The sequence below is a fragment of the Paramagnetospirillum caucaseum genome, from assembly GCF_000342045.1.
Lineage (GTDB): Bacteria > Pseudomonadota > Alphaproteobacteria > Rhodospirillales > Magnetospirillaceae > Phaeospirillum > Phaeospirillum caucaseum.
In genome coordinates this window covers 22380-46681 of sequence record NZ_AONQ01000018.1, presented here as the reverse complement: position 1 = coordinate 46681, position 24302 = coordinate 22380, and the positions used below count along the sequence as shown (strand labels likewise).

Below are 24302 nucleotides of genomic sequence, written 5' to 3'. Positions count from 1 at the left end.
GCATTGGGCTGCCGGTTGCTCTTATGGTCCGCCCCGGGAGATCGGCATGGACGGACCCGTCGCCAACCCGGTCAGGTCCGGAAGGAAGCAGCCGTAACGATTTCCGGTCCGGGTCGTGTCCGGTCTCCCACCCTCTCTCCACATAATCGGTTTGTCATCCCGAGCAATGCGAGGGATCTCATCCTGGCATGCTGTTTCCGAACTGGCTAGACCGCGACAGACGGAGATTCCTCGGCTTTGCCTCGGAATGACAGGTGGCCTCAGCCCGCTTCGGCGGCGCCGGCCCCGGCGGTGACGATGATGTCGCCGAACTCGCGCAGGAACACCGAGCCCTTCACCGTGCGCTGGATCAGCACCGAGCGGCGATCCTGGTCGTCCACCTTGCGCTTGACCAAGCCGAACTCGGTCAGGCGGTCGAGCGCGCGGGTGATGGCCGGCTTGGAGATGTTGAGAGTCTCCGCCAAGCCGCGCACCGTGTGGGGCGGCGGGATGAGATAGACGGTGAGCAGCAGCGCCATCTGGCGGGCGGACAGATCGGGGGCGTCACGCCGGACGCTTTCGACGATGGCTCCGCGCCAGAGGTCGAGAGCTTGCACCGGTTTCAGGGGAACGCCCATCAATCCACTCATTCGTTGCGACGACGAAATCTTTTAGCCGAGGCGGGGCCGGGGGGCAATGGCCCAAATGGACCCCCGCCGAATTGTCATACCTGCGGGGAAGAGAGCAGCCGCTCCACCTCGGGCAGGGTTTCCGGGGTGCCCACATGGTACCACGCGCCGTCGTGGACCAGCCCGAACAGGCGCTTGCGCTCCGCCGCCCGGTCGTAGAGGACGTTGAGCGAGAACCGGCCTTCCGGCGCGCCCTCGAACAGGCGATGATGCAGCACCTGGACGCCGGAGAAAAGATAGGGGGCCGAAGACGCCTCGCCCCGGCGGCGGGGCACGTCGGCGGCGTCCAGGAAGAAGTCGCCCTTGCCCTCGTAGCCCACGGCGCGTTCCACCGGCTGCAGCAGCAGCAGGGCGTCCATGCGCTCCGGGTTCCACATGCGGGCCAGACGGGCCAGCGCCGGGGTGTCGCCGTCGGTCCAGATGATGTCGCTGTTGACCACGAAGAACGAGGCGTGGCCGAGATGGGGCAGGGCCTTGGCCACCCCGCCGCCGGTCTCCAGCAGCTCCGGCTCGTGCGAGAGGGTGATGCCGCCGCGCCCGGCCAGATGCTCGGTCACCTTGCCGGCCAGCCAGTGGGTGTTGACCACGATGTCGTCGATGCCGGCCCGCTCCACATGGTCGAGCGCCCGGTCCAGCATGGTGTGCCCCGCCACCGTCACCAGCGGCTTCGGGATGGCGAGCGTGATGGGCCGCATGCGCAGGCCCAATCCGGCGGCCAGCACCATGGCGTGGGTGATGTGGGCACTCACGGGGCGGGCACTCCCCGGCTTTCCGTGGGGATGTGGCGGTCTAGCCAGCGGCCCAGCTCCGCCATCACCGGATGCCTGCAGGCCCCTTCCAGCAGGCGCCAGACGCGGGGGATGTGCACCAGATAGCCGGGCTTGCCGTCGCGCTTGCACAGCCGCGTGAAGATGCCGATCACCTTGGCGTGGCGCTGGGCCGCCATCACCGCCCACGAGGCCTCGAACACGGTGCGGTCCAGGGCGGGGAAGCGCTTGAGGAAGCGGCCCTTCATGATCTCGGCCATCACCGGGTCGATATCGCGCCGCGCGTCCTCCAGCAGGCTCATCAGGTCGTAGGTGGCCGGACCGGTCACCGCGTCCTGGAAATCCAGCAGGCCGCAGGCGGCGAGGCCGGGGCGGTCGAGCAGCATCAGGTTGTCCACGTGGAAATCGCGCAGCACCAGGGTGTCGGGCACCATGCGCGCCACCGGGAACAGGCGTTCCCAGATCTCCACGTATTCCGCCCGCGCCGCCGCGTCGGTGTCGCGGGCGCCGATGGCCGGCATGTACCAGTCGGTCAGCAGGCAGGCCTCGGTCAGCAGCCGCTCGTCGTCATAGGGCGGCGTGCCGGCCAGCACCGATTCGGGCCGCGCCGCGATCTCGGCCAGCACGTCGGTGGCCAGCCGGTAGAGCGCCGTCTCATCGTGGTCGGCGTCGAGCAGGCGGGTATAGGTGGCGTCGCCCAGATCCTCCAGCAGCAGCAGGCCGTTCTCCTCGTCCACCGCCAGCAGATCGGGAGCCGAGAGGCCCAGTTCCCTCAGGTGCCGCGCGATGCGCACGAAGGGCCGCACGTCCTCCTTGGGCGGCGGCGCGTCCATCAGCACGGCGGGGCGACCGTCCAGCATCAGGCGGTCGTAGTGGCGGAAACTGGCGTCGCCGGCCAGCCGGCCGCGCTTCGCCGCGCCCCAGCCGGCTTTGGTCAGGAAATCTTGGATCAGGTTCCCGCGCTCACTCATGCGCTAATTCTCCGATGCGTTCGGCCCACGGGCCATAGGCGGTCAGGGTGGCGTGGCGGCCGAGTCCGGCCTCGCCCTGGTGCAGCAGCACCTCGAGGCGGCGGCGCGGCAGATGCGGCCCCAGGCGGTCCGGCCATTCGATCAGGCTGATGCCGTCGGCAAAGGCTTCCTCGATGTCCAGTTCCAGGGCGTCGTCGGGCTTCTCCAGCCGGTAGAGGTCGAAATGCCAGACCAGCCCGGCGGCGGACTCGTATTGCTGCACCAGGGTGAAGGTGGGGCTGGGCACCTCTTCCTCCGCGTCGGTCAGCGCCCGGATCAGGGCGCGGGCCAGGGTGCTCTTGCCGGTGCCGAGCGTGCCGGCCAGGGCGATGACGTCGCCGGGGCGCACCAGCGCCGCCAGCCGCCGGCCGAGACGGATGGTGTCGGTTTCGGCGGGAAGATCGAAGGAGACGACGAGGCTCATGCCTTGGCCCTCGGATGGGCGTCGCGATAGACGCGGGTGAGACGTGCCGCGTCCACCTTGGTGTAGCGCTGGGTGGTGGACAGCGAGGAATGGCCCAGCAATTCCTGGATGGTGCGCAGGTCGCCGCCGCCGGCCAGCAGGTGGGTGGCGAAGGAATGCCGGAGCGCGTGCGGCGTGGCGGTGTCGGGCAGGCCCATCAGGATGCGCAACCGCCGCATCTGCCGCTGCACCACGCCGGGATTGAGCGGGCCGCCGCGCGCCCCCAGGAACAGCGGCATGTCGGGGTCGGCGGGGTAGGGCAGGCGTTTCAGGTAATCGGCGATGGCGTCTTTGACCACGGGCAGGATGGGCACGACGCGCTGCTTGTTGCCCTTGCCGGTGATCACCATGGTATCGCCCCGGGGCAGGTCGCGGCGCAGCAGGGACAGGGCCTCGCCCAGGCGCAGCCCGGCGCCGTAAAGCAGGGTGAACAGCGCCACGTCGCGCGCCGCCAGCCAGGGCTCGTCGTGCAGCTCGCCGGCGCTGGACAGGGCTTCCAGCGCCTCGTCGGGGGCCAGCGGCTTGGGGACGGATTTGGGCGGACGCGGCGACTTCACTGCCGTGATGGCCGGGTTGTGGACCAGGCCGTGGCGGTCGAGGAACTTGAAGAAACCGCGCAGGGTGGACATCAGCCGCGCCAGGGACGACCGCCCCAGCCCGTCATCGGTGCGCCGGGCCAGGAAGGCGCGGAAATCCCCCGCCCCCAGCCCGGCCAGGGCGGCCAGATCGGGTTCGCCCCCCAGGTGGTCGGTCAGGAAGCCGAGAAAGGCCGCCAGATCGCGGCCATAGCCGTCCAGGGTGTGGGACGAGGCGCGCTTCTCCGCCCCCAGCCATTGCCACCAGGATTCCACCGCCCGCGCCAGATCGGCCTTGGCCGCGAAATGGATGGGGATGGGGGGCATGGCCGGCCGGGGATTACGGCGCGGAGGTCAGGGCGGTCCACAGCGGATCGCTGCCGAACATGTTCTGCCCCTCGGTGCCGCGCCGGCAGAACCACCACAGCAGCACCAGGCCGCCGACCACCGGAACCAGGATGATCAGGAACCACCAGCCCGGCTTATCCAGGTCGTGCAGCCGTCGGATGGAAACCGCCAGGGTCGGCAGGAACAGGCCGATCATCAGGATCATGGGCAGGACCGACAGCACGCCCAGGGAGGCCCCGGCGATCACCGAGGCGATCATGCTGAGGATGATGTTGAACAGGGTGAAGAACCAGTACTCGGAACGCGCGGCGCGGCCCTGGAAGGTGGCGTACTTGCCCAGGCAGGTCTTGACGGCGGTCATGAAATCCATGCGATCCTCCCTTCCGCGAACGCGATCTACCCCACGAAGCGCCGCACCGAACACTCGGCCACGCGGGCCAGGAAGGTGATCAGTTCGGTGGCCTGGCCGGCATGGAAGGTCCGCCCGTGGCGCGAGCCCAGGGCCATCACCCCATCGGGGGAGCGTCCGCCCGGCGACAGGCGGACCACCGCCGAGGACTGCACCAGCCCGGCGCCGTCGCCGAACAGGGCGGGATCGCCCGGCATTTCCTCGGTGAGCGCGCAGTCGCGGTCGGCGCCGCCCATGATCTTGGCGACGGTGCCCACCGGCAGGGTGAGGATGCCAGGGGCCAGCAATTCGGGTAGGGAGCCCTCGGGCTTCTCGAAACACAGCGTCGCCACGTCCACGTCCAGCAGCGCGGGCAGGTCGTCGGACACCGCCTCGACCAGTTCGGCCATGCTGTCGGCGCCCAGGATGGACAGCACGGCGCGATGGGTGCGGGTCTGGATCGACATGTTGGAACGGCTGGTGTGGATCAGGGTCTCGGCGGCGCCCTTGACCCGCTCCACCTCGTCCCGCAGGCGGTCGATCATGAACACCTGCATGTCCAGCACGCCGTCGTCCTCGGCCCAGCGCGACGGCGGCGACAGCGACAGCAGCAGGTCGGGGTGACGGACCAGGAAATCGGGCTGGGCCTTGAGAAACGCCATGACCTGCCGTTCGTCGGGCAGCGGCAGATGCAACGCGGCGTCGTCGCGCTTGCGCGCCATGACCAATATCCCTTCCCTGGTTCTCCCTTGTTCCGTAGCTTATGCACGCCATGTCCGCCACTTCAACCCCCTCCCTGCTCAATCCGGCTCACAGTTTGTTCAACCCTGGACAACGTGTCGCCGTGATGCTGCCCCTACCCCTGGGTGGGGCCTACGATTACGCGGTGGGAGCCGAGGCGTTGCAGCCCGGCGATTTCGTCGAGGTGCCGCTGGCCGGCCGTTTGGTGGCGGGCGTGGTCTGGGGAGCGGGCGACGGCAAGGTCGACGCGGCGAAACTGCGCCCGGTGGCGCGGCGCCTCGCCGCGCCCCGGCTGCCCGAGGTGACGCGGCGCTTCGTCGATTGGGTGGCGGCCTACACCATGGCGCCGCCCGGCGCGGTGCTGAAGATGGCCATGAGCGTGCCCTCGGCCCTGGAGCCCGTTCCGCCCCATCTGGGGCTGCGTCTCGCCGCCGCGATTCCCGATTTCAAGGACACCCCCGCGCGGCGCAAGGTGATGGCGGCGGCCGGACGCCTGCCGCCGCTGTCCGCCGCCGATCTCGCCCGCGAGGCCGGGGTGGGGCCGGCGGTGGTCAAGGGACTGGTCGAGGCCGGCGCCCTGGAAAGCGTGGAACTGCCGCCGCCGCCCGCCTTCGCGTCCCCCGACCTCGCGGCGCCGCGCGCCGAGCTGTCGCCGGGTCAGCAGGAGGGGGCCGACGCCCTGGTCGCCGCCTTGGGGGGCGGCTTCTCGGTGCTCCTGATCGACGGCGTCACCGGCTCGGGCAAGACCGAGGTGTATTTCGAGGCGGTGGCGGCATGCCTGGCGCAGGGACGGCAGGTGCTGGTGTTGCTGCCCGAGATCGCGCTTTCCGCCCAGTGGCTGGACCGTTTCCGCCGTCGCTTCGGGGTCAAGCCCGCCATGTGGCATTCCGACCTGGGCGATTCCACCCGGCGCAAGACCTGGCGGGCGGTGGCCTCGGGCGAGGCCGCCATCGTGGTCGGCGCCCGCTCGGGCCTGTTCCTGCCGTTCAGGGACCTCGGCCTGATCGTGGTGGACGAGGAGCACGACCAGGCCTTCAAGCAGGAGGACCACGTCTGCTACCACGCCCGCGACATGGCGGTGGTCCGCGCCCGGCTGGGCGGCTTTCCGGCGGTGCTGGCCTCGGCCACCCCCTCGCTGGAGAGCCTGGCCAACGTCCAGGCCGGACGCTACCGCCTGGTCCACCTGCCCGACCGCCATGCGGGCGCCGTGATGCCCGACATCGTGCCGGTGGATCTGCGCCGCTTTCCCCCGCCCAGGGGCCGCTGGCTGTCGCCCCGGCTGGTCGAGGCGCTGGAAGAGGTGATGGCGGCGGGCGAGCAGGCCATGCTCTACCTCAACCGCCGGGGCTATGCGCCGCTGACGCTGTGCCGCACCTGCGGCCACCGGCTGCAATGCCCCCATTGCACCGCCTGGCTGGTGGAGCACCGCTCGGCAGGCAGGCTGATCTGTCACCATTGCGGCCATCACATCCGTCTGCCGCCCAAATGCCCGGAATGCGAGGCCGAGGCCAATTTCGCCGCCTGCGGCCCCGGCGTGGAAAGGGTGGCGGAGGAGGCCGCCCTGCTGTTCCCCGCCGCCCGCATCGCGGTGATGACGTCGGACACCTGTTCCGGCCCCCATGCCGCCGCCGAGTTCGTCCGCCGGGTCTCCGACCACGAGATCGACCTGCTGGTCGGCACCCAGATCGTCGCCAAGGGCTATCACTTTCCCATGCTGACCCTGGTCGGCGTGGTGGACGCCGATCTGGGGCTGGAGGGCGGCGACCTGCGGGCGGGCGAGCGCACCCACCAGCTGCTCTCCCAGGTGGCGGGCCGCGCCGGGCGCGCCGAGCGTCCCGGCCGGGTGCTGCTGCAGACCTATCAGCCCGACCACCCGGTGATGCGCGCCCTGCGCTCGGGCGAGCGCGACGCCTTCATCGCCCGCGAAGCCGATCTGCGCCGCGCCGCCGGCATGCCGCCCTATGGCCGCCTCGCCGCCCTGATCCTGTCGGGGCTGGACGTCGGGGTGGTGGAGTCCTACGCCCGCACCCTGGCCAAGGCGGCGCCCCGGGCCGAAGACGTGCAGGTGCTGGGGCCGGCCCCAGCCCCCATGGCCCTGCTGCGCGGTCGCCACCGCCGCCGCTTCCTGGTGCAGAGCGCCCGCACGGTGAACCTTCAGGCCCTGCTGCGCGACTGGCTGGACCGCGCCGTTCCCCCCAAGAGCGTGCGCGTCCAGGTGGACGTCGATCCCTACAGCTTCATGTGACCGGATTCTCCATGCCCACGCCCCTCCAAATCCTCAACAGCGTCTTCGGCTTCCCCGCCTTCCGCGGCCAGCAGGCCGAGGTCATCGAGCATGTGGTGGCGGGCGGCGACGCCCTGGTGCTGATGCCGACGGGGGCGGGCAAGTCGCTGTGCTATCAGGTGCCTGCCCTGTGCCGCGACGGGGTGGCGGTGGTGGTGTCGCCGCTGATCGCCCTGATGCAGAACCAGGTGGAGGCGCTGAACCAGCTGGGAGTGCGGGCCGCCGCGCTGAATTCCGCCCGCAGCCTGGACGAGGTCCGGGTGATCGAGCGCCGCATGCGGGCGGGCGAGCTGGATCTGGTCTACGTGGCCCCCGAAAGGCTGGTGCTGCCCGGTTTCCTCGCCCTGCTCGACGAGTGCCGAATCGCCCTGTTCGCCATCGACGAGGCCCATTGCGTGTCGCAATGGGGGCACGATTTCCGCCCGGAATACCTGCAACTGGCCCTGCTGCACGAACGCTTCCCCCATGTGCCCCGCATCGCGCTGACCGCCACCGCCGACGGCCCCACCCGCAGGGATATCGCCGAACGGCTGAATCTCGGCGACGGACGCCACTTCGTCGCCGGCTTCGACCGCCCCAACATCCGCTACCGCATCGCCGCCAAGAACAACGCCCGCGAGCAGCTGTTGCGCTTCCTCGCGGCCGAGCACGGCGGGCCGGGGGCGGAATCGGGCATCGTCTACTGCCTGTCCCGGGCCAAGGTGGAAGAAACGGCGTCCTGGCTGGCGGGCAAGGGCTATACCGCGCTGGCCTACCACGCCGGCCTCGACCAGCCGGTGCGGGCCGCCAACCAGGAGCGCTTCCTGCGGGAGGACGGCATCGTCATGGTGGCGACCATCGCCTTCGGCATGGGCATCGACAAGCCCGACGTGCGCTTCGTCGCCCACCTGGACCTGCCCAAGAGCCTGGAAGCCTATTACCAGGAGACCGGCCGCGCCGGGCGCGACGGCATGCCCGCCGACGCCTGGATGGCCTATGGCCTGGAGGACGTGGCCAAGCTGGGGCAGTTCATCGCGTCGAGCCCGTCCTCGGACGCCCAGAAGCGCATCGAGCGCGGCAAGCTCAACGCCCTGCTCGGCCTGTGCGAGACCGCCCGCTGCCGCCGGCAGGTGCTGCTGGAATATTTCGGCGAGACGGGGGCCGGGCCCTGCGGCAATTGCGATACCTGCCTGGAGCCGGTGGCGTCGTTCGACGGCACCGAGCTGGCCCGCAAGGCGCTGTCCTGCGTCTACCGCACCGGCGAGAGTTTCGGGGCCGGCCACGTCATCGACGTGCTGCTGGGCAAGGACAACGACAAGGTCCAGCGTTTCGGCCACCAGAACCTCAGCACCTTCGGCATCGGCACCGAATTGCCCGCCGAGCAATGGCGCTCGGTGCTGCGCCAGCTGGTGGCGGCGGGTCTGCTGGCCATCGATACCGAGGGGCACGGCGCCTTCAAGCTGACCGAGGCTTGCCGTCCGGTGCTGCGGGGCGAGGCGCGCGTCGATTTGCGCCGCGACCCCCTGCCGGCCAGGGGCAAGGCCAAGGCGTCGGCGGGCAGGAAACCGGCCACGCCGCTCACCGACCCCTCCGACGAGGCGCTGTTCCAGCATCTGCGGGCCGAGCGCATGGTCCTGGCCAAGGCCCAGGGCGTGCCGTCCTATGTCATCTGGCACGATTCGACCCTGCTGGATATCGCGCGGCGCCGGCCCCGTCGCCCGCAGGACCTGGACGGCGTCGCCGGCCTGGGCGAGGCCAAGCGGGAGCGCTATGGTCAGGTCCTGCTGGACGCGGTGGCGGCGTTCGAGGCGCGGAGGGAGTGAAGGCGGGCGGGGACGCCCGCGCTCCCATAAGGGACGCCAAGCCCGGAGCGTGGGCATCCCGCCCGCATCCCCTTCATCCCGGAGCGCGGGGAGTGGCTGAAATGGTCCTTGCGGGCACCTGGGCGCGGGCCTTGCCGATCAGGCCGGGAGGCTTGGCGGCGGGTAGGTCCGCCCACCCGTGTCCCCACCCCCGATTTTGCCCACAGTCCCGCGCCCGGCGCAGGGAGGATAATTCGCACTCCTCCCCCGAATGGGCAGGAGTCGTCTTGCAACGCAAAACCCGATGTGCTAGTTAACCGACGCGCCGACAGGGGGGCCTTTCCTGATGGCGCCAGAATTATGTTGCCTTTCAATAGGTTACGGCTGCCGGTTCGACCCTATCCAAGGACTTGCCCAGGTGCCTTCCGAAACTATTGGCGTGATCGCCGACCGCTACGCCACCGCTCTCTTCGAGTTGGCCGATTCTTCCGGTTCGCTCGACCAGGTGGCTGGTGACCTCAAGACGCTCCAGGCCATGCTGCGCGAAAGCGCCGACCTGCGCCGGCTCGTCGACAGCCCCGTTCTGAGCCGCGAGCAGCAGGGGGCGGCGATTGCCGCCATCGCCAAGGCCGCCGGCTTCTCGGAGCTGACCTCCAAGTTTCTCGGGCTGGCGGCCAAGAACCGCCGGCTGTTCACCCTTTACGGGGTGATCGCTTCCTATCTCGGCCGGTTGGCGGCCCGTCGCGGCGAAAAGTCCGCGACGGTGGCTTCCGCCGTTTCTCTCACGCCGGCCCAGCAAGACGCCCTCACCACCGCCCTCAAGGCGGCCTTCGGCGGCAATGTCGCCGTTGAAGTCAAGGTCGATCCCAGCTTGCTGGGCGGCTTGGTGGTTCAGGTCGGTTCCCGCATGGTTGACAGCTCGTTGAAGACGAAGCTGCAGCATCTCAAGCTCGCTATGAAAGGGGTTGGATAATGGAAATCCGCGCCGCGGAGATCTCCGCAATCCTCAAGCAACAGATCGCCACCTTCGGGACCGAGGCGGAAGTTGCCGAGGTCGGTCAGGTGCTGTCTGTCGGTGACGGCATCGCCCGCGTGCACGGCCTCGACAAGGTCCAGGCCGGCGAGATGGTCGAATTCCCGGGTGGCATCAAGGGTATGGCGCTGAACCTCGAGACCGACAATGTCGGTGTCGTGATCTTCGGCGACGACCGCAACATCAAGGAAGGCGACGTCGTCAAGCGGACCGGCTCCATCGTGGACGTCCCGGTCGGCAAGGGCCTGCTCGGCCGCGTCGTCGACGCCCTGGGCAATCCCATCGACGGCAAGGGCCCCATCGAGGCGGCGTCGCGTCAGCGCGTCGACGTCAAGGCGCCGGGCATCATCCCGCGCAAGTCGGTGCACGAGCCCATGTCCACCGGCATCAAGGCCGTGGACGCCCTGATCCCGATCGGCCGCGGTCAGCGCGAGCTGGTCATCGGTGACCGCCAGACCGGCAAGACCGCCATCCTGGTCGACACCATCATCAACCAGAAGCGCTGGCACGACGCCAACGACGAGAAGGCGAAGCTGTTCTGCATCTACGTCGCCGTCGGCCAGAAGCGCTCCACCGTCGCCCAGATCGTCAAGACCCTGACCGATTACGGCGCCATGGAATACACCATCGTGGTGGCCGCGACCGCCTCGGAGCCCGCTCCGCTGCAGTTCATCGCGCCTTACGCCGGCTGCACCATGGGCGAGTACTTCCGCGACAACGGCATGCATGCCCTGATCATCTATGATGATCTCTCCAAGCAGGCCGTCGCCTATCGCCAGATGTCGCTGCTGCTCCGCCGCCCGCCGGGCCGCGAAGCCTATCCCGGCGACGTGTTCTACCTGCACTCGCGCCTGCTCGAGCGCGCCGCCAAGATGGGCGACGCCGCCGGTGCCGGCTCGCTGACCGCCCTGCCGGTCATCGAGACCCAGGCCAACGACGTGTCGGCCTACATCCCCACCAACGTGATCTCGATCACCGACGGCCAGATCTTCCTGGAAACCGAACTGTTCTATAAGGGCATCCGCCCGGCCGTGAACGTCGGTCTGTCGGTGTCGCGCGTCGGCTCCGCCGCCCAGATCAAGGCGATGAAGCAGGTCGCGGGCTCGATCAAGCTGGAACTGGCCCAGTATCGTGAAATGGCTGCTTTCGCGCAGTTCGCTTCCGACCTGGACCCGGCCACCCAGAAGCTGCTGGCCCGTGGCGCGCGTCTGACCGAGCTGCTGAAGCAGCCGCAGTTCTCGCCCATGGCCACCGAAGAGGAAGTCATTTCCATCTACGCCGGTGTGAAGGGCTATCTGGACAAGATCGACGTGCGCCAGGTCGGCCGCTTCGAATCGTCCCTGCTGTCGGAAATCAAGTCGAAGGCGCCGGACGTCCTGACCGCCATCGCCACCGAGAAGCAGATCAGCGCCCAGACCGAAGAGAAGCTCAAGGCGTTCCTCGACGCGTTCTCCAAGACCTTCGCTTAACCGTCCCGTGGGAGTTTAGGTTATGGCGAGTCTCAAGGACCTGCGGATGAAGATCGTGAGCGTCAAATCGACGCGCAAGATCACGTCCGCCATGAAGATGGTCGCTGCCTCGAAGCTCCGCCGCGCGCAAACCGCGGCGGAAGCGGCTCGGCCGTTCGCCGAGCGCATGGAGCGCATGCTGGGCACCCTGGCCGCCTCGCTGGCCGGGCAAAGCGGCGCGCCCCGCATGCTCACCGGCACCGGAGCAGACAAGGTGCATCTGCTTGTCGCGGTGACCGCTGATCGCGGTCTGTGCGGCGGCTTCAACTCGTCGATCGTCCGCGCCACCAAGGCGATGGCCGCCGACCTGTTGAAGCAGGGCAAGATCGTCAAGATCATGCCGGTGGGCCGCAAGGCCCGCGAGCAGCTGCGCCGCGACTACGGCCAGTACATGATCGAAGGCTTCGAGCAGTTGGGCCGCAAGGGCATCGTCTTCGCCGAGGCCGACCAGGTCGCGTCGCAGATCTCCGCCATGTTCGAGGCTGAGGAATTCGATGTCTGCACCGTGGTCTACAACAAGTTCAAATCGGCTATCGCACAGGAAGTGACCCGCCAGCAGGTGATTCCCTTCCCGGTGCCCGAACAGGCCGCCAAGTCCGACACCGGACCCAAGGCCATCTACGAGTTCGAGCCCAGCGAAGAGGAAATCCTGGCCGAGATCCTGCCGCGCAATCTGGCTACCCAGATGTTCCGTGCCTTGCTGGAAAGCCAGGCCTCGGAGCAGGGCGCGCGCATGACCGCGATGGACAACGCGACTCGCAACGCGGGCGACATGATCAATGCCTTGGCGATCAAGTACAACCGGTCTCGCCAGGCCCAGATCACCAAGGAACTGATCGAAATCATCTCCGGCGCCGAAGCGCTGTGACGGAAGACTAGGAGCACACCATGGCAAACAAGAACGTCGGCACGATCACCCAGGTCCTGGGCGCCGTCGTGGACGTGCGCTTCGACGGCCAGCTGCCGGCCATCCTCAGCGCGCTTCACCTGGAACATCAGGGCAAGAAGCTGGTTCTCGAAGTCGCCCAGCATCTGGGCGAGTCCACCGTGCGTACCATCGCCATGGACTCCACGGACGGCCTGACCCGCGGCACCGAGGTGGTTGACACCGGCGCCGCCATCCAGATGCCCGTCGGCCCCGAGACCCTGGGCCGCATCATCAACGTGATCGGCGAGCCCATCGATGAGCGCGGCCCCATCGGCAACAAGACCACCCTGCCGATCCATGCCGACGCCCCCGATTTCGTCGACCAGTCCACCGAGACCGAGATCCTGGTCACCGGCATCAAGGTCATCGACCTGCTGGCCCCGTACTGCAAGGGCGGCAAGATCGGCCTGTTCGGCGGCGCCGGCGTGGGCAAGACCGTGCTGATCATGGAGCTGATCAACAACATCGCCAAGGCGCACGGCGGCTATTCGGTGTTCGCCGGCGTCGGCGAGCGTACCCGCGAAGGCAACGACCTCTATCACGAGATGATCGAGTCGGGCGTCATCAAGCTGGACGGCCCGGGCTCCAAGGTGGCCCTGGTGTACGGCCAGATGAACGAGCCCCCGGGCGCCCGCGCCCGCGTCGCCCTGTCGGGCCTGACCGTCGCCGAGTACTTCCGCGACGTGGAAGGCCAGGACGTGCTGTTCTTCGTGGACAACATCTTCCGCTTCACCCAGGCCGGCTCGGAAGTGTCGGCGCTGCTGGGCCGCATCCCGTCGGCGGTGGGCTATCAGCCCACTCTCGCCACCGACATGGGCGCCCTGCAGGAGCGCATCACCTCGACCAAGAAGGGCTCGATCACCTCGGTGCAGGCCATTTACGTGCCGGCCGACGATCTCACCGACCCGGCTCCGGCCACGTCGTTCGCCCACCTGGACGCCACCACCGTGCTGAATCGTCAGATCGCCGAGCTGGGCATCTACCCGGCCGTGGATCCGCTCGACTCGACCTCGCGTGTTCTCGACCCCCGCGTGGTCGGCACCGACCACTACCAGACCGCCCGCGACGTGCAGCGCATCCTGCAGACCTACAAGTCGCTGCAGGACATCATCGCCATCCTGGGCATGGACGAACTGTCGGAAGAGGACAAGCTGGTGGTGACCCGCGCCCGCAAGATCCAGCGCTTCCTGTCCCAGCCGTTCCACGTGGCCGAAATCTTCACCGGCTCGCCGGGCAAGCTGGTGGCTCTCGAAGACACCATCAAGGGCTTCAAGGCCATCGTCGCCGGCGAATACGACCACCTCCCCGAATCCGCCTTCTACATGGTCGGCGGCATCGACGAGGTGATCGAGAAGGCCAAGAAGATGGCCGCCGAAGCGGCCTAAGGCTTTCGGCAATGACAGGGGTGGGTTCGCCCACCCCTTCAAGACAGGTTGAAGGAATCGCGGCATGGCCGACAAGATTCAGTTCGAATTGGTGTCCCCGGCGAAGCTTCTGGTTTCGTCCAAGGTGGACATGGTCGTGGTGCCGGGCAGCGAAGGCGACTTCGGTGCCATGGCGCTGCACGCCCCGATGATCACCACCGTGCGTCCGGGTGTCATCGACATCCATGACGGCGGCAAGGTCTCGTCGTCGATCTTCGTGGCCGGCGGCTTCGCCGAGGTCAACGAGGAGCGCATCACCGTGCTGGCCGAGGAAGCCATTCCGGTGAACGAGCTGACCGCCGAGATGGCCGAGGCCCGCAAGAAGACCGCCAAGGAAGCCCTGGACGACGCCGGCAACGAGCGGGACAAGGCTCATGCCCTGCGCCTCGCCCTGGTCGCCGAAGCCATGGCCGCCGCGGTCGCCTGATCGACGGCCGATCTCTTCGCAAAAGGGCCGCTCCCGCCGGGGGCGGCCCTTTTGTCTTGAAAATCCCCCTCCATCTCCCAGAATGGAATCCTTCAAGGGGGAATGCGGGTTCGACATGCTGGGCGGAAAGGGCTGGAACGCGGACGACATCGCCTGGGATCGCTTCGATCCCGGCCGGGTGGATGCAGGCATCCTGCAAGTGATCAAGGCCGCCGCCATGGTCGAGCGCAACGCCGCCGACTACACCCTCTACCTCGCCCGGGTGTTCCGGGATGATCCCGGCTTCGTCGCCCGGCTCGACCGGTGGCGGGAAGACGAGATCCGCCATGGCGACATTCTGGGGCGCTATGCCGAACTGGCCGATCCCGGTTTCTGCTTTGCCGAGCGGTTCGGGCGCTTTGCCGACGGCTACCGTATTCCCGCCCAGGCCGAGGCCGAGGCCTCGGTGCGCGGTTCGGCCACCGGCGAATTGCTGGCCCGCTGCATCGTCGAGACCGGGACCTCGTCCTTCTACTCGGCCATCCGCGACGCCAGCCGCGAACCGGTGCTGCGCGAGATCTGCCACCGCATCGCCGGCGACGAGTTCCGTCATTACAAGCTGTTCTACGGCGCCATGCGCGATTCCCAGGCCCGCGACCGGCTGCCCCTGTGGCGCCGCGCCCTGGTGGCGGTGGGCCGCATCCGGGAAAGCGACGACGATGAACTGGCCTATGCCTGGCACGCCGCCAACGAGCCGGACGGCGTGGAATATGACCGGGCGCGCTGCAACGCGGCCTATGCCTCGCGCGCCTATGCGCTTTATGGCAAGGTGCACGCCGAGCGCGCGGCAGGCATGGTGGTCAAGGCGGTCGGCCTCGACCCCAGGGGGTGGCTGGGCCGCCGCGCCCGCGATTTCGCCTGGGTGAAGATGCAGCAGCGCTCGCGGCGGCCGGGCGCGGGTTCGGGAGTATAGGGGTTCATGAGCGGCAACGCATTGTGGCAGTATCGGTGGAGCGACGACTTCGCCCTGGGCGATCCCATCGTGGACGCGCAGCACCGGGCCTTCTTCGAGGAGGCCGCCGCCCTGCGTTCCGCCCTGGCCTCCGAGGAGCCGAAGGATGAAATCGTCGCCTATTGCACGGCCTTCATCGCCAATCTGCGGGCCCATTTCGCCGACGAGGAGCAATTGATGGCCCGTATCGGCTTCCCCGCCCTGGCCGTCCACCGCCAGGAGCACGAGCGCCTGCTGGCCCGTACCGAAGAGGTTGTGGCGGGAATCCACGCCGCCGACTGCCTGATCGACTGCCTGCTCGGCACCCATGCCCTGATGGAGGCCCTGGTCGAGCACGTTGCCAACCAGGACATGCGCCTCAAGTCCTTCATGCCGCGGCAATGCGCATGACCCGCGTTCTTGTCGGCCTGGCTCTCGGTCTCTGTCTGGCCTCCCCGCCCGCCCCGGCCGCCGAGCCGCCCCGCAACGTGGCCGAGGTGGCGTCGGCCACCTTCGTGCTGGGCTGCGCCGCCCATGTGGGGGCGCTGGACAAGCTGCGCGAGCGCCTGCAGCCGGGCGGCGACCTCTATCTGCCCCGGTTGCCCGACAGCGCGGCGCGGCCCTTCCTCCAGGGCCGGCCCGGCGAGGCCTATATCCGCGAAGACGCAGGCGTCACCCTGGCGCTGGTGCCGGCCGAGGAACAATGCGCGGTGTTCGTCCGCCGGGTGGCGTCCAAGGCCATCAACGAGCGGGTGGAAAAGGACCTGAGGAGTGCGGTGGGACGCTATTTCACCATCCAGGCGGGCGGGCGCGACGCCAAGGGGGCGCTGACCTCGCGCTTCATCGACCTGGTGCCCACGGCGGTCTACCGCGAGGAACTGGTCAAGAAGCACGGTAGCGAGCCGGCCGGCCTCCGGGTGATCGTCACCACCTCGGAAAGCGCCAATCCCGACCTGCAGGCCATCATCACCATCGGTTTGAGGCAGCCATGAGCCGAATCGCCCGTATCCTGCTGCTCGCCCTGCTGGCCCTGCCGCTCGAGACCCGGGCACAGTCCATGAGCGGGGTCGCGGTGCGCGACGAGACCTCGCGGCTGGCGGCGGCGGTGCTGGGGCGCATCTGCATCCTCAACATCGGCGATTACAACGCCACCCTGACCGCCGCCTCGCCCACCGGCGAGTTCGGTTTCGCCGAGGTGGCGCCCGAGGTGGCGGAGGCCTTCCTCAAGGGGCGCGCCGGCCAGGTCCGGGTGCTGCGCCGCGCCGGCCTGGGGGCCATCACCCTGGTGGCGGGCAAGGACGGCATCTGCACGGTGTGGTCGGAATACGCCGAGGCCACCTCGCTGCAGCGCCACCTGCTGGCCATGGTGGAGAAGGGCGGGCTGAAGGGCGGCGCGCAATTGCTGGCGCTCGACGCCCGCGACGAGGCGGGAAGCCACATCGCCGACTACTACGTGATGCCGTCCGACTGGTTCGCCCGCGACCTGGGCCGGCGTTTCGCCGAGGACGGCAGCCAGCCGCTGGCCCTGGTCACCTCGGTTTCCGCCCCCGGCCGCCGGCCCATGGAAGCCATGCTGTCGGTCAGCCGGATCCTGAAGAAGTAGCCGACCTGCGGCCGGGACGGCCGCGCTCCATATCGGTTCCGGAGCGCGGGCATCCCACCCGTATCAACGGCACCGGGAAAAGTCGGGCGCCCGCTTTTCCTTGAAGGCCGACACCGCCTCGGCCAGGGCTTCGCCCTTCAGGCAGAGGTCGAACACACGCGCCTCGCGGGTCAGGCGGTCCATGATCGGCTCGGGCGGAGTCTTCATCAGGGCCTTGATCTGCTGCAGGATGGCGCGCGGCTTGGCCGCCAGCTTGCGGGCCGCCGCCATGGCGGTCTCCTCCAGGTCATCGCCCGGCACCACGCCGTTGATCAGGCCGACCGCCTCGGCGGTTTCCACCCCGAACGGCTCGCCCAGCATCAGCATCTCGGCGGCGCGGCGATGGCCGGCCAGGGCGGGCATGGTCTGGCTGGAGCCGGCTTCCGGCACGATCCCCAGATTGATGAACGGCATGTGGAAGCGGGTGCCCGGCGCGGCATAGACCAGATCGCAATGGGGCAGCAGGGTGGCGCCCAGACCGATGGCCGCGCCGCGCACCGCCGCCACCACCGGCTTTTTCGTCCCGGCCACGGCGCGGATGAACCGGTCGGCTACCGAACCGCTCAGCGCCTCCCAAGTCAGGAAGTCGGGCAGATCGTTGCCGGCGGTGAAGTCGGTCTGGCTGCCCAGGATCAGGAAGACCCCGACCTCGTCGTCGGCCTCGCCCTTGGCGAAGGCCTCGGCCAGGGCGGCGTACATCTCGCCGATCAGGGCATTCTTCTTGTCCGGGCGGTTCATGCGGACCACTTGGACGCCGCACTCCACATGGGACAGCACCAACTCGCTCATTTCAGCCTCTCCTTGCGCATTTAACTTAAGGAGAGGCTGGCATGAGCGTCCGGCGCGGGCAAGTCCCTACCGTGTGACCCGGTCCAGCAGATAGACGATGGAGCGGTACGGCACGTCGGCGTGGTCGGCCAGGCCGATCTCGCAGGTGCGGTTGGAGGAATAGCCGGCCTCGCAGCCCTGGGGCACCTGGGGAGCCAGATGGCGGAGCGCATGGTCGTTGAGTTCGGGCGTGGTGAAGCCCTTGTCGCCGGCGAAGCCGCAGCACCCCACCGCCTCGGGCACCACCGCATTCCGGGCGCAGGCCTTGGCCAGCCCGATCATCTTGTCGTCGAGGCCCTGCTTGCGGGCGCCGCAATTGACGTGGACCAGCACCGGCTGGTCCTGCCGGGCGGGCTTGAGGCGGGGCAGCACGGAATCGTGCAGGAATTCGACCGAATCCAGCACCTTGAGCCGTTCGCCCAGATAGGTCTTCATGCGCCAGGTGCAGGCCGAGGCGTCCATGATTATGGGCAGCCTGCCGTGGTCCGAGGCCTTGAACAGGGCGGCCTCCAGCTCGGCGGCCTTGGCGTCGGCGGTGGCGGCAAGGCCCTTGCTCTCGAAGGCCTGGCCGCAGCACAGATTGTCCAGGCCGTCCGGCATCACCACGCCGAATCCGGCGCGCTGCAAGACGCGGGTCATGACGGTGGGCAGCGAATCCTTTTCCGGGTCGCCGGAAGCGGGGCCCATGGCGCGGCCCGCGCAGGTGGGGAAATACACCACCCGCTCGCCCACCTGGGCGTTGACCGGCGGAGTGAAGTCGGCGCCGGTCGGCAGATGCTCGCCCACCTTGGGCGTGCGTCCCCCCGACAGTTTGCGAAGACCGTTGGCCATGGCGGCCATGGTGCCCGGTCCCGCCACCTTGGAAACCAGGGCGGCGGCGCTTAAGCCCAAACGGGTGGCGCTCATGGCGGCGCCGTAATGGTTTGCCGTCCATTGGCCCACGGCGTGGGCGGCGCCGCCCAGGCGGCGGCCGCGCAAGGATTTGGTCAGCAGCCCGGTCTCGATGCCCACCGGGCAGGCGGTGGCGCACAGGCCGCAGGCGGCGCAGGTGTCGATGCCCTGGTAGTCGTAGAGGCGGCGCAGCGCGTCGGAATTCTCGCCTGCCGCGGCGCGCCGCGAAATCTCGCGCCACGAGGTGATGCGCTGGCGGGGCGACAGGGTCAGGCCGTGGCTGGGACACATGCGCTCGCAGAAGCCGCACTCGATGCAGGTGTCGACCAGGGCGTCGGCGGCGGGCAGCGGCTTCAGGTTGTTGAGGTGGGCCTTGGGGTCCCTGTCCAGCAGCACGCCGGGATTGAGCAGGCCTTGCGCGTCGAGCAGATGCTTGATGTCCCACATCAGCCCGGTGGCCTCGGCCCCCCATTCCATCTCGACGAAGGGGGCCATGTTGCGGCCCGTGCCGTGCTCGGCCTTCAGCGAGCCGTCGTACTTGCCCACCACCAGTTCGGCGACCTCGTCCATGAAGCGGGCGTAGCGGTCGACTTCGGCCTTGATGCCGAAATCCTGGGTGAAGACGAAGTGCAGGTTGCCGTCCAGGGCATGGCCGAAGATGATCGCCTCGTCATAGCCGTGCTTGCGGCACAGATGCTCCAGGTCCACCGTGGCGGCGGCCAGCGAGGCGATGGGGAAGGCCACGTCCTCGATGATCACCGTGGTGCCCACCGGGCGCACCGCGCCCACCGCCGGGAACAGGCCCTTCCTGATCTTCCACAGCTTGCCGTATTCGGCGGGGTCGGTGGTGAAGTCGGGCGGAAACAAGGTGGTGACGCCGCCCAGCACCGCGCCGATCTCGGCCAGGGTGGCGGACAGGGATTCGGCGGTTTCGCCGCGCGCCTCCACCAGCAGGGCGGTGACGCCCTCGGCCAGGCCGCGGATCTGGGCGGGCATGCCGGGCTTGTCCTCGACCGAGCGCAAGCTGGCGCGGTCCATCAGTTCCACGGCGGAGACCGGGGCCTGCTTCAGCAGCACCACGGCGCGGCAGGCCTCGGCGATGTCGGGGAACAGCAGCAGGGCGCTGGCCTTGTGGGCGTGCTCGGGCACCGTGCGGTAGGTGATCTCGGCGATGAAGCCCAAGGTGCCTTCGGAGCCGATCATCAGGTGGGTGAGGATGTCGAGCGGGTCGGTGAAGTCCACCAGGGCGTTCAGGGAATAGCCGGTGGTGTTCTTGATGGCGAACTTGTGGCGGATGCGGCCCGCCAGGGTCTCGTCGGCCCGCACCCGCTTGCCCATGTCGTCCAGCTTGTCCAGCAGGCCGGCGTGGGAGGCGCGGAAGGCGGCGACGCTGTCCGCATCGCCGGTGTCCACCAGGGTGCCGTCGGCCAGGACCAGACGCATGGACATCAGGGTCTGGTAGGAATTGTCCGAGGTGCCGCAGCACATGCCGCTGGCGTTGTTGGCGGCGATGCCGCCGATTTTGCAACTGTCGATGCTGGCCGGGTCGGGACCGATCTTGCGGGCGAAGGCGGCCAAGCGGCGGTTGGCGTCGGCGCCGATCACGCCGGGCTGCAGGCGGATGCGCCGGCCCTCGTCCTCGACCGTCGCCTGGGTCCAGCCGGAGCCGAGAATCATCAGCACCGAATCGCTGACCGCCTGTCCCGACAGCGAGGTGCCGGCGGCGCGGAAGGTGACGGAGGCGCCATGGCGGCGGCAGGCGGCCAGCACGCCCTTGACCTCGGCCTCGTCACGCACCTCGGCCACCACCTGGGGCACCAGCCGGTAGAAGCTGGCGTCGGTGCCATAGGCCAGGCGGCGCAGGGGATCGGTGACCAGGCGCTCCACCGGCATGACGCCGGTCAGGTCCTGCAGCAGGGCGGAATAGTCAGGGGCAGGCGAATTGCGGCTCACGGAGACTCACTCCCGATCAGCAGGACGATCAGTTCCTTCGGCCCATGGACACCATAGGCCAGGGTCTGCTCGATGTCGGCGGTCTTGGAGGGACCGGACACCAGCACGGCATTGGTGGGCATGCCGCCCGCCCAGCCCTGGACCCGGATGGTCTCGGCCAGGGAATCGGTCAGGCTGGATTCCTCGACCAGGGCGATGTGGATGGGCGGCAGCAGGCTCATCAGCCGGGGCTCGTCGGAGGTCGGCCACAGCACCAGCGAGCCGGTCTGGGCGATGCCGCCCCGGGCGGTGGTCAGGCCGGCATCGGCCTGGGAGACCAGCACCTCCTTGAGCTCCTCCAGCGGGCGGTCATAGGCCAGCAGTTCCGGTCCGCCGCCCGCCCAGGCCTCGGCCAGCTGGCGGCCGGCCCGGGTGGCGGGGGCGTAGACCACGTTGCCTACCCCCTTGTCGGCCAGGATGGATTTCAGGCGTTCGGGCCAGCCGGCGGCGGTCACCTCGTGCACATCGGCGTGCGACGCCTCCAGCATGGCCTTGAACTTGGCCTTGCGCTCGGCGGGCGAATAGGACGGCGGAATCCAGTCGGGGCGCAGGGGGGCGGCGGCCCTGGGGGAGGCCTTCAGGCGGGAGAGGATGCGCTCTCGCGGGCTATTCATCACAGAACCCCTTCTCGCGGGCCAGTTCGTGCAGGCTCTTGGGCGCGAATTTCGGCTTGGTGCGCACGCTGGTCCATTGCTTCAGCATGGGGGCGGAAGACGGCATCAGATTGCCGAACCAGCCCAGCATTCTCGTTCCGATGCGGTAGAGCAGCGGCGAGCCGTAGAGCAGGGTCCAGCCCTTCCAGCCCAGGGTTTCGCCGGTGGTGGCCGACGAGCCCGCGCCCTTGACCGCATCGGGGGAGGTGGGCCGCACCGCTTCGGTGCGCAGGCGGACCAGCAGGTCGGGAATGGGAATCTGCACCGGACAGACGTCGGCGCAGGCCCGGCAGAGCGTCGAGGCGTGCGGCTGGTCGCCGGCGCAGTCCAGCCCCTCGATCTGCGGGGTCAGCAACTTGCCGATGGGACCGGGATAGGTGAAGGTGTAGGTGTGGCCGCCGACCCTGGTATAGACCGGACAGTGGTTCATGCAGGCGGCGCAGCGGATGCAGCGCAGCGTGTCGCGCAGTTCGGAATCGCCGTGGACGCGGGACCGCCCGTTGTCCAGCAGCACCAGATGCACCGCCTTGGGCCCGTCCTTCTCGCCGTCCTTCCGGGGTGACGAGATCATGTTGACGTAGGTGGTGATGGGCTGGCCGGTGGCCGAGCGGGGCAGCAGGGACAGCAGCGGCGGCACGTCGTCGAGCTTCTCCAGCACCTTCTCGATGCCGGTCACCGCGATGTGGAGCGGCGGCAGGGTGGTGGACAGCCTTCCGTTGCCCTCGTTCTCGATCAGCACCAGGGTGCCGGTCTCGGCCACCGCGAAATTGACCCCGGAGATGCCGGCATCGGCGCCGGCGAAGGCGCCGCGCAGGGCCTTCCGCGCCGCCGCCGTCAGCTCGTCGACGTTCTCGGTATAGGGCTGGTCCGCGATCTTGTCGTGGAACAGTTCGGCGATCTCGGCCTTGTTCTTGTGGATGCAGGGCATGACGATGTGGCTGGGCGCCTCGCCCGCCAGCTGGATGATGTACTCGCCCAGGTCGGATTCCACCGGAGTGATGCCGTGCTTTTCCAGGTGGGCGTTGAGGTGCATCTCCTCGGTGACCATGGACTTGCCCTTGATCACCGTTTTGGCGCCCGCCGCCTCCAGGATGCCCAGAACGATGGCGTTGGCTTCCTGGGTGGTTTCTGCCCAGTGCACCTGGATGCCGTTCTTCAGGCAATTGGCCTCCAACTGTTCCAGCAGCTCGGGCAGCCGGGCCAGGGCGTTGGCGCGCACCATTGCGCCCCGGGCGCGCAGGGAGGTCCACTCCGCCTCGTCGGCGAACTGGATGGTCCGCTTGGCCATCAACCCGTCCATGGCGCGGCGGAAATTGGCCCGCAGCTTGGGGTCGTTCAGCGCCACATGGGCCTTGGCGCCGAATTCCAGCTTTCCGGCGTCAGCGGCCATGGCAGCGCTCCAGGATGAATTCGGCGATGTGACGGCCGGTGAAGCCCTTGCGGGCCTTTTCGGCGGCGCCGGTGATGTTCATCAGGCAGCCGCAATCGCCCGACACCACCTGGGTGGCGCCGGTGTCCTCGATGGAGGCCACCTTGTCGGCGACCATGGCCGCCGAGATTTCCGCCTGGCGCACCGCGAAGGCGCCGCCGAAGCCGCAGCATTCCTTCTCGCGCGGGTTCTCCACCAGGGTGACGTTGGAGAGCATCCGCAGCAGGGCCTTGGGCTGCTCGACCACTCCGGCTTCCCGCTGGGAATGGCACGAGGGATGCCAGGTGACGGTCACCGGCCGGCCCTTGTCCTCCAGCCTGACGCCCAGCACGTCCACCAGGAACTCGGTCAGCTCGTAGACGCGCTTCGAGAACGCCACCGCCCGCTCGTGGTCGGGGGTGCCCTCGAACATTTCCGGGTAGTGGGTCTTCATCATCCCGGCGCAGGAACCCGAGGGCACCACGATGGGCCGGTCGCCGGGAAAGGCGTCCAGCTGCAGCCGCGCCACGGCGCGGGCCTCGTCCTGATAGCCGTTGTTGCGGGCCGGCTGGCCGCAGCAGGTCTGCTTGGGGGGGAACACCACCTTGACGCCCTGGCGTTTCAACAGCTCCATCCCGGCCAGTCCGGCTTCGGGGTAGAACAGGTCGATCAGGCAGGTGCCGAAGAAGTAGACGCTTTCCGGGCGAGTCGGCTTTGGCATGGGCGTTCCACCAGTGTTGTTTGGCCGGAGCGTAGGGCTTCGGCGCCACTATGGTTACAGCATTCTTACCAAGAGCGTAAAGTGGTAAAATTATTTGTCCACTATTTTTGCCGCGGTAGCGTCGGCCCGGATGCGGCCGGTGAGATCCGAGCCGGTGCGCCGGCGCAGGGCGGTTTCCCGCCGTGAATCGGCCCGCTGCGCCTCGCGCAGGGCTTCCTCGATGGAGGAGATATGGGCCTCGGCCATGGTGCGGGCCGCTTCCGGGTTGCCCGCCGCGATGGCGTGCCAGATGGCCTGGTGCTGGCGCAGGAAGCCGTCGCGCACCCCTTTCCGGCGGTAGAGGTCGCTGCGGTCGTAGAACACCCCGCCCTTCAGCATCTCGAAGATGCGCCGCATCACCTGGACCATCACCAGATTGTGGGCGGTCTCGTAGATGGCCAGGTGGAACTCGGCATCGGCCGCCGCCTCCTGGGCGGGGTCGTCCAGGGCGTGGGCCTTCTCCATGGAATCCAGGCAGGCGCGAATCCGCGCCAGTTCCTGATCGGTGGCGCGCTCGGCGGCCAGGGCGGCGGCGTTGCCGGCCATCACCCGGCGGAATTCCAGGTAGTCGTAGGCGGTTTCCGGGTGCGCCTGCAGCAGGCGGGCCAGGGGATCGGCGGCCGGTTCGGACGGAATCTTGGGGGCGGCGTGACTCATGGAATCAGGATAGGCCGGCGGCGGGGCATAGCCAACCATGGATTTTTGGCATAGCAACTTTTCCATTTACACATGGTAACCAAATGAGTTATCCACCCATCACATCTGGTCAAATTTTGTTACCACGGTTCAAAAAACGTTCAACGTCAACACCTC

At 68.5% G+C, this 24302-nt stretch carries 24 protein-coding genes and 1 other RNA gene; 12 read left to right on the top strand and 13 right to left on the bottom strand.

Annotated features, from left to right (window positions below):
• Positions 1-34: 34 nt before the first annotated feature.
• An RNA gene (gene ffs / locus H261_RS23800) (signal recognition particle sRNA small type) lies at positions 35-133 on the top strand.
• 127 nt (positions 134-260) lie between these two features.
• Here ffs and H261_RS08545 read toward each other — a convergent pair.
• The 7 genes from H261_RS08545 to H261_RS08515 all read right to left on the bottom strand — a co-directional run bounded on the left by H261_RS08545 (position 261) and on the right by H261_RS08515 (position 4941).
• Positions 261-617, bottom strand: coding sequence for a MarR family transcriptional regulator (locus H261_RS08545; RefSeq protein WP_008616518.1), 357 nt, complete (start codon positions 615-617; stop codon positions 261-263).
• Positions 618-703: 86 nt separating this feature from the next.
• Entirely contained in the window at positions 704-1417 is a 714-nt protein-coding gene (locus tag H261_RS08540) for a nucleotidyltransferase family protein (RefSeq protein ID WP_008616517.1), read from the bottom strand.
• Positions 1414-2406, bottom strand: coding sequence for an aminoglycoside phosphotransferase family protein (locus H261_RS08535; protein WP_008616515.1), 993 nt, complete (start codon positions 2404-2406; stop codon positions 1414-1416). The genes H261_RS08540 and H261_RS08535 overlap by 4 nt, the downstream gene beginning before the upstream one ends.
• A complete protein-coding gene (tsaE, locus tag H261_RS08530; RefSeq protein ID WP_008616512.1) occupies positions 2399-2869 on the bottom strand; it encodes a tRNA (adenosine(37)-N6)-threonylcarbamoyltransferase complex ATPase subunit type 1 TsaE in 471 nt (156 codons plus the stop codon). Before tsaE ends, H261_RS08535 begins: the two co-directional genes overlap by 8 nt.
• Positions 2866-3810 carry a tyrosine recombinase XerC gene (locus tag H261_RS08525; protein ID WP_008616511.1) on the bottom strand — a complete coding sequence of 315 codons (945 nt, stop codon included), beginning with the start codon at positions 3808-3810 and terminating at the stop codon, positions 2866-2868. Before H261_RS08525 ends, tsaE begins: the two co-directional genes overlap by 4 nt.
• Positions 3811-3823: 13 nt before the next feature.
• Positions 3824-4201: a DUF805 domain-containing protein gene (locus H261_RS08520; protein ID WP_008616508.1), complete on the bottom strand. Its 378-nt coding sequence runs from the start codon at positions 4199-4201 to the stop codon at positions 3824-3826.
• A 26-nt stretch (positions 4202-4227) separates the two neighbouring features.
• A complete protein-coding gene (locus tag H261_RS08515; protein ID WP_008616507.1) occupies positions 4228-4941 on the bottom strand; it encodes a DUF484 family protein in 714 nt (237 codons plus the stop codon).
• Between the two features lie 125 nt (positions 4942-5066).
• Between H261_RS08515 and H261_RS08510 the strand changes: the two genes are divergently transcribed.
• The 11 genes from H261_RS08510 (at position 5067) to H261_RS08460 (ending at position 16918) form a co-directional block, all read left to right on the top strand.
• Entirely contained in the window at positions 5067-7205 is a 2139-nt protein-coding gene (locus H261_RS08510; protein WP_008616506.1) for a primosomal protein N', read from the top strand.
• Positions 7206-7216: 11 nt separating this feature from the next.
• Positions 7217-9046, top strand: coding sequence for a DNA helicase RecQ (gene recQ / locus H261_RS08505; RefSeq protein ID WP_040476024.1), 1830 nt, complete (start codon positions 7217-7219; stop codon positions 9044-9046).
• Between the two features lie 397 nt (positions 9047-9443).
• Positions 9444-9998, top strand: a complete 555-nt coding sequence (locus tag H261_RS08500) for a F0F1 ATP synthase subunit delta (protein WP_040476023.1) — start codon at positions 9444-9446, stop codon at positions 9996-9998.
• Positions 9998-11527, top strand: coding sequence for a F0F1 ATP synthase subunit alpha (atpA, locus tag H261_RS08495; protein ID WP_008616503.1), 1530 nt, complete (start codon positions 9998-10000; stop codon positions 11525-11527). Before H261_RS08500 ends, atpA begins: the two co-directional genes overlap by 1 nt.
• A 22-nt stretch (positions 11528-11549) precedes the next feature.
• Complete coding sequence (locus tag H261_RS08490; RefSeq protein WP_040476022.1) at positions 11550-12434, top strand: F0F1 ATP synthase subunit gamma; 885 nt, start codon at positions 11550-11552, stop codon at positions 12432-12434.
• Positions 12435-12454: 20 nt separating this feature from the next.
• Entirely contained in the window at positions 12455-13879 is a 1425-nt protein-coding gene (gene atpD, locus H261_RS08485; protein WP_008616501.1) for a F0F1 ATP synthase subunit beta, read from the top strand.
• 64 nt (positions 13880-13943) lie between these two features.
• Positions 13944-14345, top strand: a complete 402-nt coding sequence (locus H261_RS08480; protein ID WP_008616494.1) for a F0F1 ATP synthase subunit epsilon — start codon at positions 13944-13946, stop codon at positions 14343-14345.
• A gap of 115 nt (positions 14346-14460) precedes the next feature.
• On the top strand, positions 14461-15297 hold the full coding sequence (locus H261_RS08475; RefSeq protein WP_040476056.1) for a ferritin-like domain-containing protein: 837 nt from the start codon (positions 14461-14463) through the stop codon (positions 15295-15297).
• 6 nt (positions 15298-15303) lie between these two features.
• The gene (locus H261_RS08470; protein ID WP_008616492.1) at positions 15304-15726 is read left to right on the top strand and encodes a bacteriohemerythrin; all 423 of its coding nucleotides are present in this window, start codon (positions 15304-15306) and stop codon (positions 15724-15726) included.
• Positions 15723-16307, top strand: a complete 585-nt coding sequence (locus tag H261_RS08465) for an NMCC_0638 family (lipo)protein (RefSeq protein WP_152426781.1) — start codon at positions 15723-15725, stop codon at positions 16305-16307. Before H261_RS08470 ends, H261_RS08465 begins: the two co-directional genes overlap by 4 nt.
• Positions 16304-16918, top strand: a complete 615-nt coding sequence (locus H261_RS08460) for an NMCC_0638 family (lipo)protein (protein ID WP_008616485.1) — start codon at positions 16304-16306, stop codon at positions 16916-16918. Before H261_RS08465 ends, H261_RS08460 begins: the two co-directional genes overlap by 4 nt.
• Before the next feature lie 63 nt (positions 16919-16981).
• Here the strand turns inward: H261_RS08460 and H261_RS08455 are convergent, their stop codons facing one another.
• The 6 genes from H261_RS08455 to H261_RS08430 form a co-directional block, all read right to left on the bottom strand.
• The gene (locus H261_RS08455) at positions 16982-17746 is read right to left on the bottom strand and encodes an enoyl-CoA hydratase-related protein (RefSeq protein ID WP_008616484.1); all 765 of its coding nucleotides are present in this window, start codon (positions 17744-17746) and stop codon (positions 16982-16984) included.
• Between the two features lie 66 nt (positions 17747-17812).
• Positions 17813-20569 carry an FAD-binding and (Fe-S)-binding domain-containing protein gene (locus H261_RS08450; RefSeq protein WP_052004197.1) on the bottom strand — a complete coding sequence of 919 codons (2757 nt, stop codon included), beginning with the start codon at positions 20567-20569 and terminating at the stop codon, positions 17813-17815.
• A 56-nt stretch (positions 20570-20625) separates the two neighbouring features.
• Positions 20626-21282 carry a LutC/YkgG family protein gene (locus H261_RS08445; RefSeq protein WP_008616482.1) on the bottom strand — a complete coding sequence of 219 codons (657 nt, stop codon included), beginning with the start codon at positions 21280-21282 and terminating at the stop codon, positions 20626-20628.
• Positions 21275-22711 carry a LutB/LldF family L-lactate oxidation iron-sulfur protein gene (locus tag H261_RS08440; RefSeq protein ID WP_008616481.1) on the bottom strand — a complete coding sequence of 479 codons (1437 nt, stop codon included), beginning with the start codon at positions 22709-22711 and terminating at the stop codon, positions 21275-21277. The genes H261_RS08445 and H261_RS08440 overlap by 8 nt, the downstream gene beginning before the upstream one ends.
• Complete coding sequence (locus H261_RS08435; protein ID WP_008616480.1) at positions 22701-23450, bottom strand: (Fe-S)-binding protein; 750 nt, start codon at positions 23448-23450, stop codon at positions 22701-22703. The genes H261_RS08440 and H261_RS08435 overlap by 11 nt, the downstream gene beginning before the upstream one ends.
• Before the next feature lie 90 nt (positions 23451-23540).
• The gene (locus H261_RS08430) at positions 23541-24185 is read right to left on the bottom strand and encodes an FCD domain-containing protein (RefSeq protein ID WP_008616479.1); all 645 of its coding nucleotides are present in this window, start codon (positions 24183-24185) and stop codon (positions 23541-23543) included.
• Between the last annotated feature and the right edge of the window lie 117 nt (positions 24186-24302).